Annotated in this window: 13 protein-coding genes; 10 read left to right on the plus strand and 3 right to left on the minus strand. The window is 68.4% G+C overall.

All coding sequences use genetic code 11. The features are described 5' to 3' along the window. Positions 1-14: 14 nt before the first annotated feature. The 6 genes from BLV31_RS08725 (at position 15) to BLV31_RS08750 (ending at position 12208) form a co-directional block, all read left to right on the plus strand. A complete protein-coding gene (locus tag BLV31_RS08725) occupies positions 15-1340 on the plus strand; it encodes an MCE family protein (RefSeq protein WP_064062027.1) in 1326 nt (441 codons plus the stop codon). Further along, complete coding sequence (locus tag BLV31_RS08730; protein ID WP_072740473.1) at positions 1337-2584, plus strand: MCE family protein; 1248 nt, start codon at positions 1337-1339, stop codon at positions 2582-2584. Before BLV31_RS08725 ends, BLV31_RS08730 begins: the two co-directional genes overlap by 4 nt. Before the next feature lie 140 nt (positions 2585-2724). Continuing rightward, positions 2725-3339: a hypothetical protein gene (locus BLV31_RS08735; protein WP_024101678.1), complete on the plus strand. Its 615-nt coding sequence runs from the start codon at positions 2725-2727 to the stop codon at positions 3337-3339. Between the two features lie 250 nt (positions 3340-3589). Next, a complete protein-coding gene (locus BLV31_RS08740; protein ID WP_174556261.1) occupies positions 3590-4225 on the plus strand; it encodes a hypothetical protein in 636 nt (211 codons plus the stop codon). 389 nt (positions 4226-4614) lie between these two features. Further along, positions 4615-8121 carry a DNA-directed RNA polymerase subunit beta gene (gene rpoB / locus BLV31_RS08745; protein ID WP_006552276.1) on the plus strand — a complete coding sequence of 1169 codons (3507 nt, stop codon included), beginning with the start codon at positions 4615-4617 and terminating at the stop codon, positions 8119-8121. A gap of 115 nt (positions 8122-8236) precedes the next feature. Continuing rightward, entirely contained in the window at positions 8237-12208 is a 3972-nt protein-coding gene (locus tag BLV31_RS08750) for a DNA-directed RNA polymerase subunit beta' (RefSeq protein ID WP_006552275.1), read from the plus strand. A gap of 148 nt (positions 12209-12356) precedes the next feature. On the opposite strand, the gene BLV31_RS08755 is transcribed toward BLV31_RS08750, so the two are convergent. Both BLV31_RS08755 and BLV31_RS08760 read right to left on the minus strand, forming a co-directional pair. Continuing rightward, a complete protein-coding gene (locus BLV31_RS08755) occupies positions 12357-12848 on the minus strand; it encodes a SixA phosphatase family protein (RefSeq protein WP_059383303.1) in 492 nt (163 codons plus the stop codon). Continuing rightward, positions 12845-13657, minus strand: coding sequence for an acyl-[acyl-carrier-protein] thioesterase (locus BLV31_RS08760; protein ID WP_064060454.1), 813 nt, complete (start codon positions 13655-13657; stop codon positions 12845-12847). Before BLV31_RS08760 ends, BLV31_RS08755 begins: the two co-directional genes overlap by 4 nt. A gap of 167 nt (positions 13658-13824) precedes the next feature. Between BLV31_RS08760 and BLV31_RS08765 the strand changes: the two genes are divergently transcribed. The 4 genes from BLV31_RS08765 (at position 13825) to BLV31_RS08780 (ending at position 16807) form a co-directional block, all read left to right on the plus strand. After that, a complete protein-coding gene (locus BLV31_RS08765; protein ID WP_064060455.1) occupies positions 13825-15501 on the plus strand; it encodes an FAD-dependent oxidoreductase in 1677 nt (558 codons plus the stop codon). A gap of 89 nt (positions 15502-15590) precedes the next feature. Then, positions 15591-16046, plus strand: a complete 456-nt coding sequence (locus BLV31_RS08770; RefSeq protein WP_006552271.1) for a Rieske (2Fe-2S) protein — start codon at positions 15591-15593, stop codon at positions 16044-16046. 25 nt (positions 16047-16071) lie between these two features. Beyond that, positions 16072-16461: a YidH family protein gene (locus BLV31_RS08775; RefSeq protein ID WP_174556260.1), complete on the plus strand. Its 390-nt coding sequence runs from the start codon at positions 16072-16074 to the stop codon at positions 16459-16461. A gap of 13 nt (positions 16462-16474) precedes the next feature. Beyond that, on the plus strand, positions 16475-16807 hold the full coding sequence (locus BLV31_RS08780) for a DUF202 domain-containing protein (protein WP_006552269.1): 333 nt from the start codon (positions 16475-16477) through the stop codon (positions 16805-16807). Here the strand turns inward: BLV31_RS08780 and BLV31_RS08785 are convergent. Next, the gene (locus BLV31_RS08785) at positions 16794-17819 is read right to left on the minus strand and encodes a YeiH family protein (RefSeq protein ID WP_006552268.1); all 1026 of its coding nucleotides are present in this window, start codon (positions 17817-17819) and stop codon (positions 16794-16796) included. The genes BLV31_RS08780 and BLV31_RS08785 overlap by 14 nt on opposite strands. Positions 17820-17840: the final 21 nt, after the last annotated feature.

Consider the following 17840-nt stretch of genomic DNA (forward strand, 5'->3'; position numbering starts at 1 on the left):
GCGGCGCGAAGAGGATGGGCCGCACAGGTGTCTTCGGAGCGGCCGCGTGCGTGGTCGCGGTGACGGTCACGGGGTGCGGAGGTCTGTCCGACGTCCCGTTGCCCGGCGGCGCCGACGTGGGTAGCGATCCGATCCGTCTGTCCATCCAGTTCGACGACGTGCTCGACCTGGTTCCGCAGTCGAGCGTGAAGGTCGACGGTGTGCCGGTCGGGCGCGTCGAATCGATCTCGGTCGCATCCGATTTCGGATGGACCGCCGACGTCGGCATCGTGCTCGACTCGAGCGTCGACCTGCCGGCGAACGCGCTCGCGAGCGTCGAACAGTCGAGTCTGCTCGGTGAGAAGTTCGTGCAGCTCACGCCTCCGGAGGACGAGCCCCCGACGGGCCGGCTCGCCGACGGCGACGTGATCCCGCTCGACCGCACCCGGCACGCCACCGAACTCGAACCGGTGCTCGGCGCGCTGTCGCTGCTGCTCAACGGTGGCGGTGTCGGCCAGCTCGCGCCGATCGTCAACGAATTGTCGACGGCCTTCGACGGCCGCGAGGGAACCACGCGCAGCCTCATCGAGCAGGCCGAGACCCTGATCACCGGTCTCGAACAGCAACGCGACGACATCACCCGGGCGCTCGACGGACTCGACGAGCTCACGGTGCGGGTCGCGGAGCAGAACGACAAGATCGCCGCCGTGCTCGACGAACTGCCGGTCGCGACCGAGGTGCTCGAGCAACAGCGGCCGCAGCTGACCCAGCTGCTCGGCCAGCTCGACCGGCTCGGCACCGCAGGTGTCGACGTCCTCGATCAGTCCAAGGAGGATCTGATCGCCGATCTCCTGGCGCTGCGCCCGACCCTCCAGGCACTCGCGGCGTCGGGCGACGATCTCGTCGAGGCGCTCTCCTTCGTGCCCACGGTGCCGTTCCCGGACGGTGTCGAGAAGGTCGCGCTGGGCAACTCGGTGAACCTCTTCCTCCTCGTCGACCTGCAGATCGGCGATGCGCTGGCCGCGCTCGGTGTGGGCCAGGGCGACCCGGTCTACCGCCAGCCGAAGTTCGGCAATCCGAAGCCGCTCGTCGACCCGTCCAACCCGTACTACGACGGGAACGGACCTGCCCCGGGCTGGCCCACCGTGTCGTTGCTGCCGGTGCTTCCTACTCCGCGTCTGCCCGGTGTGACCCTGCCCGAAGGGGTGTCGCTGCCCGACGGCATCGAGATCCCGGGGGTCACCGAGGCCGGTACGGACACCGATACCGGCACCAGCACCGGCACCGACGGTGACGAGGCCCCGCCGCCGGGGCCGCTGGAAGGTTTGCTGAATCAGCTCGGACTCGGGGGTGGGCAGTGAGATCGCGCCTGGTGAAAGTGCAGCTCGCGCTGTTCGTGGTCATCGCCCTGCTCGGCATCGTGTTCGTCGGTGCCCGGTACGTGCGGCTCGACAACCTCATGGGCTTCGGCCAGTACACCGTCGACGCGCGGTTCCCCACCGGCGGTGGCATCTTCCCGAACGCCGAGGTCACCTACCGTGGGGTGCCCGTCGGTCGAGTCGGGGCGCTCAGCCTCACGGACGACGGAATCAACGTCGAACTGCGCCTCGACAACGGCGGACCGCAGATCCCGGCGTCGGCGCGTCCCGTCGTGGCGAACCGGTCGGCGATCGGTGAGCAGTACGTCGATCTGCAGCCGCCGAACGACGAGGGCCCCTATCTCGAACAGGGCTCCATCATCGAGGGCACCGAGGACGATCTGCCCACGCCGGTCGAAGACCTGCTGTTGAGCACGAACGACCTCGTGTACTCGGTTCCGCTCGAGCCGCTGCGCACCGTCGTCACCGAGCTCGGCGCGGCCTTCGACGGCCGCGGCGACGACCTGCAGGTGCTCGTCGACGCGCTCGCCGGTCTCAGCGAGAAGGGCACCGAATACCTGCCGCAGACCGTTACGCTCATCCGCGACAGCCTCACGGTGCTCGACACGCAGTCCGCCCAGTCGTCGGCGATCCAGCAGTTCAGCTCGGATCTGGATCTGGTGACCGCGCAGCTCCGCGACAGCGACCCCGACCTGCGGCGCCTGATCGACACCGGCACCGACGCGAGCGACCAGCTCTCCCAGCTGATCGAGGGCTCCGGCCCGGGCCTGACCACCGACCTCGCCAACCTCGCGGCGGTGGCGGAAGCGGCAGCCCCGCAGTCGATCGCTCTGCAGCCGCTGCTGGCCTTCCTTCCCGCCGTCGCGGGCAGTGCGAGTACGGTCGCTCCGGGCGACGGCGCGGTGCGTCAGGGCATCGTGCTCGAGACCAACAATCCGCCTTCGTGCACCATCGGGTACGAGGGGACGCAGGAGATCCTCGCGCAGATGCGCGCGCAGGATCCGAACTTCGACGAGACCCAGCAGGACTTCCCGTTCAACACGAACGCCTCGTGCGAGGTGCCGCAGGGCAGTGTCACCGGCGTGCGCAGCGCGAACCGCATCGTCTTCGCCGATCCGAACACGATCCAGCCCTGGGATTTCAAGCCGAAGAAGGACCCCGACAAGCTCAACCTGAATCCGATCGCGACGCAGCTCGCGCCGTTGCTCGGAGTCACCCCGAAGTGAGCAGTTAGTAGGTTTGTGGAGTGAGTGCACCAATTTCCTCCGACGCTCCGCCCACCCCGCCCCCCTCCGCCGACGGCAACTCGTCCGCGGACGGGCGGGGGCCGGGCGGGGCACGCAGGGCGGCCCTCGCCGTCGTCTCGGTGCTCGCCGTCGTCGCCCTCGCGGCGGCGGTGTGGTTCGGCTACGGCTGGGGGCGCGCGCTCCTGGTGGACCGTTCGGCTGCCGAGGCGCGCGACGCCGCGCTCTCGGGAGCCATGCAGGCGGCCGTCAACCTGAACAGCGTCGACGCGAACGACGTCGACCTGTCGATCGAGAACATGCGGTCGTCGATCACCGGCGACGCCCTGCGCAACGATCTCGCGGCGACCGAAGAGGACATCCGGGCCCGGGTCGCGGAGACCGGCACCAGCATGTCGGCCGAGGTGCTGTTCGGAACGCTCACCGAACTCAACACCGACGACGACCTGGGCAAGGCGCTCGTCGTCCTGGCCGTGCGCACCCAGACTCCCGAGTACTTCGTGACCAACAAGGTCCCGGTGCTCGTGTCGCTGCGCAAGGACGGTGACGTGTGGAAGGCCGAGACCATCGAACCGCTCGCCTCCGTCGAGATGGAGTCGGGACCGGTCCCCGGTGCTCCGGCTCCCGATCCCGGCGCGCAGCCCGCACCGGACGGGGCGCCCGCGCCCGAGGGTTCCGGGGCGCCCGCGCCCGAGGGTTCCGGGGCGCCCGCGCCCGAGGGCGAGGCGGGCCCGTGATGTTCGGCAAGTCGACGAAGGAGAACGTGTAGTGCCCCCGCAGCGACGGAAGACCGGCCCCAGTGGGCCCCCGCGCCGTCGGCCGAAGGTCGCCGGCACGTCCCGACCGCCTCGGGCGACCCCTGCAGAGGACGAACGCCCGACCCGGGCAGAGGACGAACGCCCGACCCGGGCAGAGGACGAACGCCCGACCCGGGCAGAGCAAAACTCTGCCGAGGAAACTTCTGCCGAGCAGTCACGACCCTCCGAGGTGACGCTCGACAAGCAGGACGAGAAGCAGGAGAAGCCGGCCCCGGCGGCCGGCGACGGAACTCCCGCAGAGCACCCGACGGAGTCTCCGGCCGAGCCGGTTGATCCGCCCGAGCCTCCCGCCGGTGACGCCGGCAGGTCGCGTGCCTCCGGTGGGTGGCGTCCGGTGATCGTCGTCGGTGCGGTGGCGGTGGTGCTCGCGGTGATCGCCGCGGTCGCAGCCTTCCGCCCCGGCGCCGAGATCTCGAACGTCGCGTGGGTCGACACCGCGGAGACACGCGAGGTGACCGAGGCCGCGAAGGTCGCGATCGAGACCATGCACGGCTACGACTACCGCACCATCGACGAGGACTTCGGCCGGATCCGGGAGTTGCTGACCCCGGAGCGGCTCGAGGAGTTCGACTCGACCGCGGACGTCACCAAGAAGGCCGCGATCGACACCCGCACGGTCACCGAGGTGATGGTCGAGCACATCGGCGTGACGATGATCGACGACACCCGCGCCGAGGTCGCCGCCTACATCAACGTCAGCGCCACCGGCGACGGGATCGCCCAGGGAAGTGCGGCCGCACCGCTGCTGGTGAGGATGGAGAAGTCGGACGGACGATGGCTGGTCTCGGAGATCCGCGACCGGTGACGACGGCTGCGGATCGCCCCCTCACCGGGGGCGTCCGCGGCCGCGACGCGCGGATCGTTCCGGACGCGCAGTCTTGACGCAGGCGACGCGAGCGGTCACTCTATCGGTACGCCTGTTCGACTGAAGGCTTCCTCGTGAGCCGCTCGAGGTCGTTTGCCAGGTTTCTTTGAGGCACCCCTGTGGACATTTCGCCTACTCAGGTGTAGGTTAGTTCTTTGCGCTGGCTGCCTCCTGTTCACCTTCTGATCGTCGAGTCGGAATTCGCTCTTTCGAGCGAGACCGTTTCGGTGCGTCGGTGGGGTTCTCGTTCGGGTTGCGACCAGCGAAAACGCCCCACATGAAGAAGCAGGTACAGCGGCGGTCGCACCGGTTGGAGCGGCCCGCGTGAGGTGCTGGAAGGACGCATCTTGGCAGTCTCTAGCCAGACCAAGGCAGTAGCCGGAATCCCCGGAGCCCCGACGAGGGTGTCGTTCGCGAAGATTCGCGAACCCCTCGAAGTTCCCGGGCTCCTCGATCTACAGACCGATTCGTTCGAATGGTTGATCGGCTCGGAGCGCTGGCGCGCGAAGGCTGCCGAGCGCGGCGACGGTCACGTCGTCGGTGGCCTGGAAGAAATCCTCGACGAGCTCTCGCCCATCGAGGACTTCTCGGGTTCGATGTCCCTGTCCTTCTCCGATCCGCGCTTCGACGAGGTCAAGGCCTCCGTCGAGGAGTGCAAGGACAAGGACATGACGTACGCGGCTCCGCTGTTCGTCACCGCCGAGTTCATCAACAACAACACCGGTGAGATCAAGAGCCAGACGGTCTTCATGGGTGATTTCCCGATGATGACCGACAAGGGCACCTTCATCATCAACGGCACCGAGCGTGTCGTGGTGTCGCAGCTCGTGCGTTCGCCCGGTGTGTACTTCGACAAGAACGTCGACAAGAGCACCGAGAAGGACCTGCACAGCGTCAAGGTCATCCCGGGTCGCGGTGCCTGGCTCGAGTTCGACGTCGACAAGCGCGACACCGTCGGCGTGCGTATCGACCGCAAGCGTCGTCAGCCGGTCACCGTGCTGCTCAAGGCGCTGGGCTGGTCCACCGAGCAGATCGTCGAGCGTTTCGGGTTCTCCGAGATCATGATGTCGACGCTCGAGAAGGACAACACGGCGGGCACCGACGAGGCGCTCCTCGACATCTACCGCAAGCTCCGTCCGGGCGAGCCGCCGACCAAGGAGAGCGCGCAGACCCTGCTGGAGAACCTCTTCTTCAAGGACAAGCGCTACGACCTGGCGCGCGTGGGCCGTTACAAGATCAACAAGAAGCTCGGCCTGAACACGGGCCAGCCGATCGAGGCGTCCACCCTCACCGAGGAAGACATCGTCGCCACGATCGAGTACCTCGTGCGCCTGCACGCGGGCGAGAACAAGATGACCGTCCCCGGCGGCGTCGAGGTTCCCGTCGAGGTCGACGACATCGACCACTTCGGCAACCGTCGTCTGCGCACGGTCGGCGAGCTCATCCAGAACCAGATCCGCGTGGGCCTGTCCCGCATGGAGCGCGTGGTCCGTGAGCGCATGACCACCCAGGACGTCGAGGCGATCACGCCGCAGACCCTGATCAATATCCGTCCGGTCGTGGCCGCGATCAAGGAGTTCTTCGGAACCTCCCAGCTGTCGCAGTTCATGGACCAGAACAACCCGCTCTCGGGCCTGACCCACAAGCGTCGCCTGTCGGCGCTGGGCCCCGGCGGTCTGTCGCGTGAGCGCGCCGGCCTCGAGGTCCGCGATGTCCACCCGTCCCACTACGGCCGCATGTGCCCGATCGAGACCCCGGAAGGTCCGAACATCGGCCTGATCGGCTCGCTGTCGGTGTACGCGCGGGTCAACCCGTTCGGCTTCATCGAGACGCCCTACCGCAAGGTCGTCGACGGTGTCGTCACCGATGAGGTCGAGTACCTCACCGCCGACGAGGAGGACCGCTACCTCATCGCGCAGGCCAACTCGCCGATCGGTTCCGACAACCGCTTCTCGGACGAGCGTGTGCTCGTCCGTAAGAAGGGCGCGGAGATCGAGTACGTCTCCGCCGACCAGGTCGAGTACATGGACGTCTCGCCGCGCCAGATGGTGTCGGTCGCGACCGCCATGATCCCGTTCCTCGAGCACGACGACGCCAACCGTGCCCTCATGGGCGCGAACATGCAGCGTCAGGCCGTGCCGCTGGTGCGCAGCGAGTCGCCGATCGTCGGTACCGGCATGGAGCTGCGTGCCGCCGTCGACGCCGGCGACGTCATCGTCACCGAGAAGAGCGGCGTGATCGAAGAGGTCTCCGCCGACTTCATCACCGTCATGGCCGACGATGGAACCCGCAAGACCTACCGTCTGCGCAAGTTCGACCGTTCGAACCAGGGCACTTGCTCGAACCAGCGTCCGATCGTGGACGAAGGACAGCGCGTCGAGTCCGGCCAGGTCCTCGCCGACGGCCCCTGCACCGAGAACGGTGAGATGGCGCTCGGCAAGAACCTGCTCGTGGCGATCATGCCGTGGGAAGGCCACAACTACGAGGACGCGATCATCCTGTCGCAGCGCCTCGTGGAGGAGGACGTGCTCACCTCGATCCACATCGAGGAGCACGAGATCGACGCTCGCGACACCAAGCTCGGTGCCGAGGAGATCACCCGCGACATCCCGAACGTCTCCGACGAGGTCCTCGCCGACCTCGACGAGCGTGGCATCGTCCGCATCGGCGCCGAGGTCCGCGACGGCGACATCCTCGTCGGCAAGGTCACGCCGAAGGGCGAGACCGAGCTGACCCCCGAGGAGCGCCTGCTCCGCGCGATCTTCGGTGAGAAGGCGCGCGAGGTCCGCGACACCTCGCTGAAGGTGCCCCACGGCGAGAACGGCAAGGTCATCGGTGTTCGCGTGTTCTCGCGCGAGGACGACGACGATCTGCCTCCGGGTGTCAACGAGCTCGTCCGCGTGTATGTGGCGCAGAAGCGCAAGATCCAGGACGGCGACAAGCTCGCCGGCCGCCACGGCAACAAGGGCGTCATCGGCAAGATCCTCCCTCAGGAGGACATGCCGTTCCTGCCCGACGGCACCCCGGTCGACATCATCCTGAACACCCACGGTGTTCCGCGTCGTATGAACATCGGCCAGGTCCTCGAGACGCACCTGGGCTGGATCGGCAAGGCCGGCTGGCAGATCCAGGTGGCCGACGACGGCAGCCGTCCCGAGTGGGCGCAGAACCTCTCCGATGAGATGCTCGCCGCCGAGCCCGACACCAACATCGCCACGCCGGTGTTCGACGGTGCCCGCGAGGAGGAGCTGACGGGTCTGCTGTCCTCGACGCTGCCGAACCGCGACGGCGAGGTCATGGTCGGCCCCGACGGCAAGGCGACGCTGTTCGACGGTCGCTCCGGCGAGCCGTTCCCGTACCCGGTGTCGGTCGGCTACATGTACATCATCAAGCTGCACCACCTGGTCGACGACAAGATTCACGCGCGTTCGACCGGTCCGTACTCGATGATCACGCAGCAGCCGCTCGGTGGTAAGGCACAGTTCGGTGGTCAGCGCTTCGGTGAGATGGAGTGCTGGGCCATGCAGGCCTACGGCGCCGCCTACACCCTCCAGGAGCTGCTCACGATCAAGTCCGACGACGTGGTCGGTCGCGTCAAGGTCTACGAGGCGATCGTCAAGGGCGAGAACATCCCCGAGCCGGGTATCCCCGAGTCGTTCAAGGTGCTCCTCAAGGAACTCCAGTCGCTGTGCCTGAACGTGGAGGTCCTCTCCAGCGACGGCGCGGCCATCGCGATGGCCGACGGCGACGACGAGGACCTCGAGCGGGCGGCCGCCAACCTGGGCATCAACCTTTCCCGCAACGAGTCGGCCACGGTCGACGACCTCGCGAACTAGGAGCCGAGCCGACGCGGTACGCACCCCGACACCACTGGGCGCGTACCGCGTCGGGCCCCGGCAGCGATAGCGACAACTAGCAGCAATACAACCCGCACAGGGGAAAGGAAGTTACGTGCTCGACGTCAACTTCTTCGATGAACTCCGGATCGGCCTGGCCACCGCCGAGGACATCCGTAACTGGTCGTACGGCGAGGTCAAGAAGCCCGAGACCATCAACTACCGCACGCTCAAGCCCGAGAAGGACGGCTTGTTCTGCGAGAAGATCTTCGGTCCCACCCGGGACTGGGAGTGCTACTGCGGCAAGTACAAGCGTGTCCGCTTCAAGGGCATCATCTGCGAGCGCTGCGGCGTCGAGGTGACCCGCGCCAAGGTCCGCCGTGAGCGTATGGGCCACATCGAGCTCGCCGCTCCGGTGACGCACATCTGGTACTTCAAGGGTGTGCCGAGCCGCCTCGGCTACCTGCTCGACCTCGCGCCGAAGGATCTCGAGAAGATCATCTACTTCGCCGCGTACGTCATCACGTCGGTCGATGACGAGCTGCGCCACAACGAGCTCTCCACTCTCGAAGCCGAGATGGAGGTCGAGAAGAAGTCGGTCGCCGACCAGCGCGACGCCGACCTCGAGGCCCGTGCACAGAAGCTCGAAGCCGACCTCGCCGAACTCGAGGCCGAGGGCGCCAAGTCCGACGTCCGCCGCAAGGTCAAGGACGGCGGCGAGCGCGAGATGCGTCAGCTCCGCGACCGTGCGCAGCGCGAGCTCGACCGCCTCGACGAGATCTGGACGACCTTCACGAAGCTGAAGCCGAAGGACCTGATCGTCGACGAGATGATCTACCGCGAGCTCCAGGACCGCTACGGCGAGTACTTCACCGGTGCCATGGGTGCCGAGGCGATCCAGAAGCTCATCGAGAACTTCGACATCGATGCCGAGGCCGAGTCGCTGCGCGAGACCATCCGCAGCGGCAAGGGCCAGAAGAAGCTCCGTGCTCTCAAGCGCCTGAAGGTCGTGGCGGCGTTCCAGCAGTCCGGCAACTCGCCCATGGGCATGGTTCTCGACGCCGTGCCGGTGATCCCGCCGGAACTGCGTCCGATGGTGCAGCTCGACGGTGGCCGCTTCGCGACCTCCGACCTCAACGACCTGTACCGCCGCGTCATCAACCGCAACAACCGCCTCAAGCGACTGATCGACCTCGGTGCCCCCGAGATCATCGTCAACAACGAGAAGCGGATGCTGCAGGAGTCGGTCGACGCCCTGTTCGACAATGGCCGTCGTGGCCGGCCGGTCACCGGTCCCGGTAACCGGCCGCTCAAGTCGCTGTCCGATCTGCTCAAGGGCAAGCAGGGCCGCTTCCGTCAGAACCTGCTCGGTAAGCGCGTCGACTACTCGGGCCGTTCGGTCATCGTCGTCGGTCCGCAGCTCAAGCTGCACCAGTGCGGTCTGCCGAAGCTGATGGCGCTCGAGCTGTTCAAGCCGTTCGTGATGAAGCGTCTCGTTGACCTCAACCACGCGCAGAACATCAAGTCCGCCAAGCGCATGGTCGAGCGTCAGCGCCCGCAGGTGTGGGACGTCCTCGAAGAGGTCATCAACGAGCACCCGGTTCTGCTGAACCGTGCTCCCACGCTGCACCGCCTCGGTATCCAGGCGTTCGAGCCGCAGCTCGTCGAGGGCAAGGCCATTCAGCTGCACCCCCTCGTGTGTGAGGCCTTCAACGCCGACTTCGACGGCGACCAGATGGCCGTGCACCTCCCGCTGTCCGCGGAGGCGCAGGCCGAGGCCCGCATCCTGATGCTGTCGTCGAACAACATCCTGTCGCCGGCATCGGGCCGCCCGCTCGCCATGCCGCGTCTGGACATGGTGACGGGTCTGTTCCACCTGACCCGTCTGGTCGAGGACGCCCCCGGCGCCTACACGGCCGCGACCGCCGACGAGCCCGAGCAGGGCGTCTACTCGTCGCCGGCCGAGGCCCAGATGGCCGTCGACCGTGGCGTGCTGTCGGTCCAGGCTCCGATCAAGGTGCGCCTGACCCAGCTGCGTCCGCCGCGCGACGTCGAGAACGAGCTGTTCCCGGAGGGTTGGAAGTTCGGTGAGCCGTGGACCACGCAGACCACCCTCGGTCGCGTGCTGTTCAACGAGCTGCTGCCGACGAACTACGCGTTCGTCAACGACATCATGCCGAAGAAGCGCCAGGCCGCGATCATCAACGACCTGGCCGAGCGGTACCCGATGATCGTTGTCGCGCAGACCGTCGACAAGCTCAAGGACGCCGGCTTCTACTGGGCCACGCGTTCGGGTGTCACCATCTCGATGGCGGACGTGCTCGTTCCGCCGGAGAAGAAGGACATCCTCGAGCGGTACGAGACCCAGGCCGACGCCATCCAGCGGCAGTACGACCGAGGCAAGCTCTCGGAGGACGAGCGTCGCGACTCGCTCGTCAAGCTGTGGCAGGAAGCGACCGAAGAGGTCGGTCAGGTCATGGAGGCGCACTACCCGGACGACAACCCGATCCCCACGATCGTCAAGTCCGGTGCTGCGGGCAACATGACCCAGATCCGTTCGCTGGCGGGCATGAAGGGTCTGGTGACGAACCCGAAGGGCGAGTTCATCCCGCGCCCGATCAAGTCCTCCTTCCGTGAGGGCCTGACCGTCGCCGAGTACTTCATCAACACGCACGGCGCGCGTAAGGGTCTGGCCGACACCGCTCTCCGTACCGCCGACTCGGGTTACCTGACCCGTCGTCTGGTCGACGTCTCGCAGGACGTCATCGTCCGCGAGGTCGACTGCGGCACGCCGCGCGGCATCGAGATGACCATCGCCGAGCTCGCACGCGACGCGACCGGTCAGCCGACCGGTGAGCTCGTGCGCGACGCTCACATCGAGACCAGCACCTACGCTCGCACGCTGGCGACGGACGCGGTCGACGCGAACGGCAACGTCGTCGTCGAGCGTGGTTCCGACCTCGGCGACCCGGCGATCGAGGCGCTGCTCGAGGCCGGTATCCAGAAGGTCAAGGTCCGCTCGGTCCTGACCTGCGACACCGGCACCGGCGTGTGCGCGACCTGCTACGGCCGTTCGATGGCGACGGGCAAGCTCGTCGACATCGGCGAGGCCGTCGGTATCGTCGCCGCCCAGTCGATCGGTGAGCCCGGTACGCAGCTGACGATGCGTACCTTCCACCAGGGTGGCGTCGGTGAGGACATCACCGGTGGTCTGCCCCGCGTCCAGGAGCTGTTCGAGGCTCGCGTCCCCAAGGGCAAGGCCCCGATCGCCGACGTCTCCGGTCGCATCCGTCTCGAGGACGACGATCGTTTCTACAAGATCACGATCATCCCCGACGACGGTGGCGAGGAGGTCGTGTACGACAAGCTGTCCAAGCGTCAGCGTCTGCACGTCATCCGCAAGGCCGACGGCACCGAGGGCGTGCTCGCGGACGGCGATCACGTGGAGGTCGGTCAGCAGCTCCTCGAGGGCTCTGCCGATCCGCACGAGGTGCTGCGCGTGATGGGCCCGCGTCAGGTTCAGGTCCACCTGGTCCACGAGGTCCAGGAGGTCTACCGGAGCCAGGGCGTGTCGATCCACGACAAGCACATCGAGGTCATCGTGCGTCAGATGCTGCGTCGCGTGACGATCATCGACTCGGGCTCGACGGAGTTCCTGCCCGGTTCGCTCGTCGAGCGCAGCGAGTTCGAGGCTGCGAACCGCCGTGTGGTTCAGGAGGGTGGCGAGCCGGCTGCCGGCCGTCCGGTCCTCATGGGTATCACGAAGGCGTCGCTGGCCACCGACTCGTGGCTGTCGGCGGCGTCCTTCCAGGAGACCACTCGCGTGCTCACCGACGCGGCGATCAACTGCCGCTCGGACAAGCTGATCGGTCTCAAGGAGAACGTGATCATCGGTAAGCTGATCCCCGCCGGTACCGGTATCAACAAGTACCGGAACATCGAGGTCCAGCCGACCGAGGAGGCCCGTGCGGCCGCGTACGCCATCCCGGCGTACGACGACCAGTACTACTCGCCGGACGGCTTCGGCCAGAACACCGGCGCTGCAGTGCCGCTGGATGACTACGGTTACTCCAACGACTACCGGTAGTTCGCTGCCGTAGTAGACGACGAAGGTCCCGCCCTCTTCTCTTCGGGGGCGGGACCTTCGTCATTTGTTCTCGACGGTGATGCCGTCACGGCGTGCGTGCGAGCGTCCCGTGGCAGTTCCGCTCGGGGTGGGTCGCTCGGGACGCGGGTCAGCGCGGGATGTGGAAGTCCACGAGTTCGGCGGTGCCTCGCGACAGTTCGGACCAGGATCCGCTCACCGTGAGGACCGCGATCGCGGAGGTGGGGAACTTCTCGGCCACCTGATGGGCAGCGTCGGTGCTGTGATCCGTGATGAGCCCGAGGACGGTCGCGGAGAGGGTCGGCTCGTGCCCGATGACGAGCAGGGTGTGCACGTCGTCGGCCGTTCCCCGGATCTCGGCGACCAGGGATTCCGGATCGGCGTGGTACAGGCTGTCGCGGTACTCGACGGGAGCCTCCACGGCTGCTTCGGCGAGTGTCTTGCGCGTCCGGGTCGCGGTGGAGCACAGAACGGCGTCCACTTCGGGCAGGTTCGCCCGGATCCAGCGACCGGCGAGTCCGGCCTCGCGGCGTCCGCGGGGGGAGAGGGGACGCTCGTGATCGTCCACGTCGTCCGGGTACGCGGACTTGCCGTGGCGCAGCAAGATCAGGGTACGGGTCATGGGGTCCACCGTAGAGCGTCCGGTTTCCGGCCGATCCACGCGACCGCGCGAGTGTGATCCTCGACCGTGAACCAGACCGTCAGTCCGTCCTCTCGCAGGGTCGTCCGCAGTGTGAGGGTCTCGCCGGCGGCGACGGGGCGCAGGTGTTCGATCACCGCCCGGTACGGCGCGTCCGGGATGTCCGGCCGGAGGGGCAGGAGCTCCTCGAGGCCGTGCCAGTAGACGGCGTTGTTGACGTGCCCGAACGGGTCGAGGTCGGTGGCGCGTAGGGGGAAGACGCGTTCGTCGTCGACCTCGTCGGGTGCGCGAGCGGGCAGCCACGCCGTCCACTTCAGGCGTGTGTCGTGCGCGTAGCGGGCCATGTGCTCGAACAGGCCGTCGCTGATCCGGGTGGGGGCGCCGGTGGTGGGACCGATGTCGATCCAGAACGCCGCGGTCTCGATCAGCGGGCCGTCCGGGGCGTCGCCGGGGTCGTCGAAGCGGACCCGCACGTTCGCCCACCGCGTCGACAGGGCGTCGCACCAACGTCGCAGCCGGAGCGTGCGGCCGTACTCGGCGGGGCGGTGCACGTCGACGATCGTGCGCCGGACGATCCAGAGCGGGTCGGTCTCGGACGCGCCGACGGCGGCGAGGTTGTCGGTGCCGATGTCCTGGAGATAGCGGGCGATGCCGTCGAGCCGCAGTCGCTTATCGGTGTCGACGTCGCCGGTGCGGACGGTGCGCTCGGTGGAGAAGGGGTTCGCCTGCTCGGGCAGTTCCGTGAGCGGTCGCGTCCGAGGCAGATCGGTGCTCGGCGTCGACGTGGCCATGTGTCCCCCCCGGGTCGGATGTCCGATCGTGCGATTCTCGCAGTTTCGGTGGGCGGTCGCAGGTTCTCTTGCGAACCCACGGCGACAGCCGCTACAGTCGAATTAACTGTTACGGATCGTTACATGAAATTTGCGGACGCTCCGCCCGGCTGCCGAGGACCCTTCCCATGGCCTATGTGATCACCCAGACCTGCTGCAACGACGCGAGCTGCGTCGCAGTCTGCCCCGTGAACTGCATCCACCCCTCGCCGGGCGAGCCCGAGTTCGCCACCGCCGAGATGCTGCACATCGATCCGAAGACCTGCATCGACTGCGGCGCCTGCGCCGACGCGTGCCCGGTCGAGGCGATCCTGCCCGACGACAAGCTCGATCCCTCCCAGATGCGGTTCGCCGAGATCAACGCGGCCTGGTACGAGGACCACCCGGCGCCGGAGGGGTGGAAGCCCCTCGTGCCCACCCCGGCGCCTCCGCGCGATCGTGGAACGCTGCGGGTCGCGATCGTCGGCGCCGGCCCCGCGGCCTGCTACGCCGCCCAGGAACTGCTCGAACGTTCCGAAGTCGAGGTCGAGATGTTCGACCGGCTCCCGACTCCCTTCGGCCTCGTGCGCGCCGGTGTCGCCCCCGATCATCCGGGGACCAAGGCGGTCACGGAATCGTTCGAATGGTCGTTCCGGCGCGAGGAGTTCGCCCTGCACCTTGCCACCGAGGTCGGTCGCGACATCACCCACGCCGAACTGCTCGAGCACCACCACGCCGTGATCTACGCGACCGGTGCGTCGTCCGACCGCCGCCTCGGGGTCGCCGGTGAGGACCTGCCCGGCAGCCACGCTGCCACCGAGTTCGTCGCCTGGTACAACGGCCACCCCGACTACGCCGACCGCACTTTCGATCTGTCCGGGGAACGCGCCGTCATCGTCGGCAACGGCAACGTCGCCCTCGACGTCGCGCGGATACTCACCATGGACGTCGACGAACTCGCGCGCACCGACATCGCCGACCACGCCCTGACGGCGTTGCGGAAGAGCAACATCCGCGAGGTCGTCCTGCTCGGCCGGCGCGGCCCGGCCCAGGCCGCGTACAGCAATCCGGAGTTCCTCGCCCTCGGCGACCTCACCGGAGTCGACGTCGTCGTCGACGACGCCGACCTCGAACTCGATCCGGTGAGCGCCCGGGCCGTGGAGGAGGACGCGGCGACCGCGCTGCGCGTCCGTCTCGCCAGCGAGTACGCCGGCCGGCCCGTCCGTCCCGGGCACCGCCGCATCGTCTTCCGGTACCTCGCCGCGCCGAGCGACCTGCTCGGCGACGACCACGTGACCGGCGTGCGGATCGAACGCACCGAACTCGTCGACGATAGTGGTCGTCTCTCCGCCCGACCCACCGGCCGTTTCGAGGACCTGCCCGCCACGCTCGTACTCCGGTCGATCGGCTATCGCGGCGTTCCCCTGCCGGGTGTGCCCTTCGACGACGTCCGCGGGGTCGTTCCCAACACCGGCGGTCGTGTGGACGCCGGCGTCTACGTCACCGGGTGGGCCAAGCGCGGCCCGAGCGGCGTCATCGGCACCAACAAGGGATGCGCGAAGGAGACCGTCGCCGCGCTGCTGGCCGACTTCGACTCCGGTGCACTCGCCGCTCCCCGCGGCGACCGTCGTGCGCTGAACCGGTTGCTCGCACAGCGCAGGCCCGATCGGGTGGACCTGGACGGCTGGAAGACCATCGACGCCGCCGAGCGGCAGGCCGGACGAGCCCAGGGTCGGCCGCGCGTCAAGATCACCGATCGCGAGAGCCTCGTCGAACTCGGTCGTCGCCGACGCCGTCTTCCGCTGCTCGCCTCGTTGCGTCGTTGACACAGCCGCGGGTGACGCAGGTCGCGGCCTGCCCGGACGTTCGTCGATAGGCTCGGGAGAACCGAATCCCGACCCGAACGGACATGTGCATGAGCAGCGACAACCTCGACCGCACGGCGCTCACGCGCCGCACCCTCATCGGCGGCGCCGGTGTGGTGGCGGCCGGCGCGGCCCTTACAGCCTGCGGATCGTCCGGCGACACCGGCGAGGCGCGATCGGCGGTGCCCGCACCGACCACGACGGCGCCTCCCGGACCCGATGCGGAGGTCGTCGCCGCCGTCGCGGACGTGCCGGTCGGCGGAGGCGTCATGCTCGAATCGAAGAGGCTCGTCGTCACCCAGCCCGCAGAGGGCGACTTCCGCGCGTTCATCGCGATCTGCACCCATCAGGGCTGCAATCTCAGCGGTGTCGAGGACGATCGCATCATCTGCCCGTGCCACGGCAGCCGGTACGACCTCGACGGCGCGCCGGTCGAAGGACCGGCGAAGCGGCCGCTGAAGACCCGTCCCGTGGCGGCCCGCGGGTCCGATCTCGTCGTGGGCTGATCGGTCCGGGGATAGAGTCCGCTCCGTGGAGACCAGCGGAGGCCGGCGCCCGAAGGCGCTGCACGGTTGGCGCCCGAAGGCGCTGCGTGACGGTACGGACCCGGACCCTCGTTTCACGCTGGCCAACGAGCGCACCTTCCTCGCGTGGGTGCGGACCGCGCTCGGCGTCATCGCCGCGGCGGTCGCGCTGGAGACCTTCGCGGGCGGCATCGTGTCGGAGGGGCTCCGCACGGTGCTGGCGTGCGTGTTGCTCGGATTCGCCGCTGTGCTCACGGTGTTCGCGCTGATCCGCTGGCACCGCGTCGAGCACGCGATGCGCACCGGACGGGCACTCCCGGTGCCGTGGGTGGCCTATCTGCTCGCCGTGGCCCTCGGGGTCTCGGGGGTCGTGCTCGCCGTCGCGATCGCCCGGTGAGACGAGCCGCACCGTGAGCCGGGACGATCTGCGGCACGGCGACGTCGGTCTGCAGCCCGAACGGACGAGTCTGGCGTGGCTGCGCACCGCCTCGGTGCTCGGTGCGGTGGTGCTCGGATTCATGCGGTTCGTGCCGGGCCCGGGTGCCGTGGTCGCGTCGATCGGCCTGATCTGCCTCGTGCCCGTGCTGGCGGTGCTGCTCGCCTCCCGGATCGGTCACCGCGCGCGAGTGCGCGGTCTGGTCGCGGGTCGCGCGCCCTATTTCTGGTGGCGCAACGTCGCGGTCTCCGCCACGGTCGTGGTGCTCGCGATCTCGTCGGCCGTCCTGATCGTCACCGCCCGCTGAGTGACAACACGCCGATCAGGGCTATCGCCGCGACCCAGACGGTCGCCGCTGCCGCGAGCGCGATCGGACGCCATCCGACGCCGCGGAGCACTTCCCGGCGCACCCCCGCGCCCAGGGCGAACATCGCGACGGTCAGCAGCGTGCGCTGCACCGTCCCCGCAGCCTCCACCACGATCGGATCGAGCAGTCCGGTCGAGCGCAGTGCGACGCACGCGAGGAAACCCAGCAGGAAGACCGGCACGATCGGGGGAGTGCGCTCGTCGCGGCGGTCCTCACCGCGCCGCCGAGCGACGACCCCGACGACCGCCACGACCGGGGCCAGCAGTGCCACCCGTGCGAGCTTGACCGTCACCGCCGCGGCGAGCACCCCACCGGCGGTGGCCTCGAGGGCGGTGCCGGTCGCGACCACCTGGGCGACCTCGTGGATCGCCGCACCCGCCCACAGACCGGCGGTCCCGGGAGTCAGCCCGAGCATCCCGGCGGCGAGCGGAACGAGCGGGATCATCGCGGTGCCGAAGACGACCACCAATGCGACGGTGGTGACGAGTTCGCGTTTGCGCGAATCGATCACACCGTCGACCGCCGCCGCGGCCGCGGCTCCGCAGATCGAGAAACCGCACGCGATGAGCAGGCGCTGGGTCCAGCCCACCCCGAGCCACCGGCCGAAGGCGAGCGACCCGCCGATACCCGCGACGACGACGGTCGCCGCGACGACCGCTGTGCCCCACCCGAGGTCGACGAGATCGGAGACCGCGAGCTGCACGCCGAGAAGAGCGACGCCCACTCGGAGGAGACGCTTCGACGCCGTACCCAGGCCCGGCTCCAGAAGGCCGACCACCGGTGCGGGCAGACCGATATTCGCCACGACCACACCCAGGACGATCGCGACGAGCAACGGGCTCGTCCCGGGGATCAGGTGCGCCGCTCCCAGTGCGACGACCGCGCCCGCCGCGGCCACGAGGAGACCCGGGACGACGGTGGGCCGGGACACGGGCGCGTGGACGGTGAGCATGCCTCGACTCTTCCGCCGCAG

The organism is Rhodococcus pyridinivorans, assembly GCF_900105195.1.
In the GTDB taxonomy this organism is placed as follows: Bacteria; Actinomycetota; Actinomycetes; order Mycobacteriales; family Mycobacteriaceae; genus Rhodococcus; species Rhodococcus pyridinivorans.

What these genes read in the sequence shown, in the direction of transcription:
- BLV31_RS08785 (WP_006552268.1), bottom strand. Translation starts at nt 17,819, where the DNA reads ATGCTCACCGTCCACGCGCCCGTGTCCCGGCCCACCGTCGTCCCGGGT.
- BLV31_RS08755 (WP_059383303.1), bottom strand. Translation starts at nt 12,848, where the DNA reads ATGACCCGTACCCTGATCTTGCTGCGCCACGGCAAGTCCGCGTACCCG.
- BLV31_RS08760 (WP_064060454.1), bottom strand. Translation starts at nt 13,657, where the DNA reads ATGGCCACGTCGACGCCGAGCACCGATCTGCCTCGGACGCGACCGCTC.
- BLV31_RS08770 (WP_006552271.1), top strand. Translation starts at nt 15,591, where the DNA reads ATGAGCAGCGACAACCTCGACCGCACGGCGCTCACGCGCCGCACCCTC.
- BLV31_RS08725 (WP_064062027.1), top strand. Translation starts at nt 15, where the DNA reads ATGGGCCGCACAGGTGTCTTCGGAGCGGCCGCGTGCGTGGTCGCGGTG.
- BLV31_RS08765 (WP_064060455.1), top strand. Translation starts at nt 13,825, where the DNA reads ATGGCCTATGTGATCACCCAGACCTGCTGCAACGACGCGAGCTGCGTC.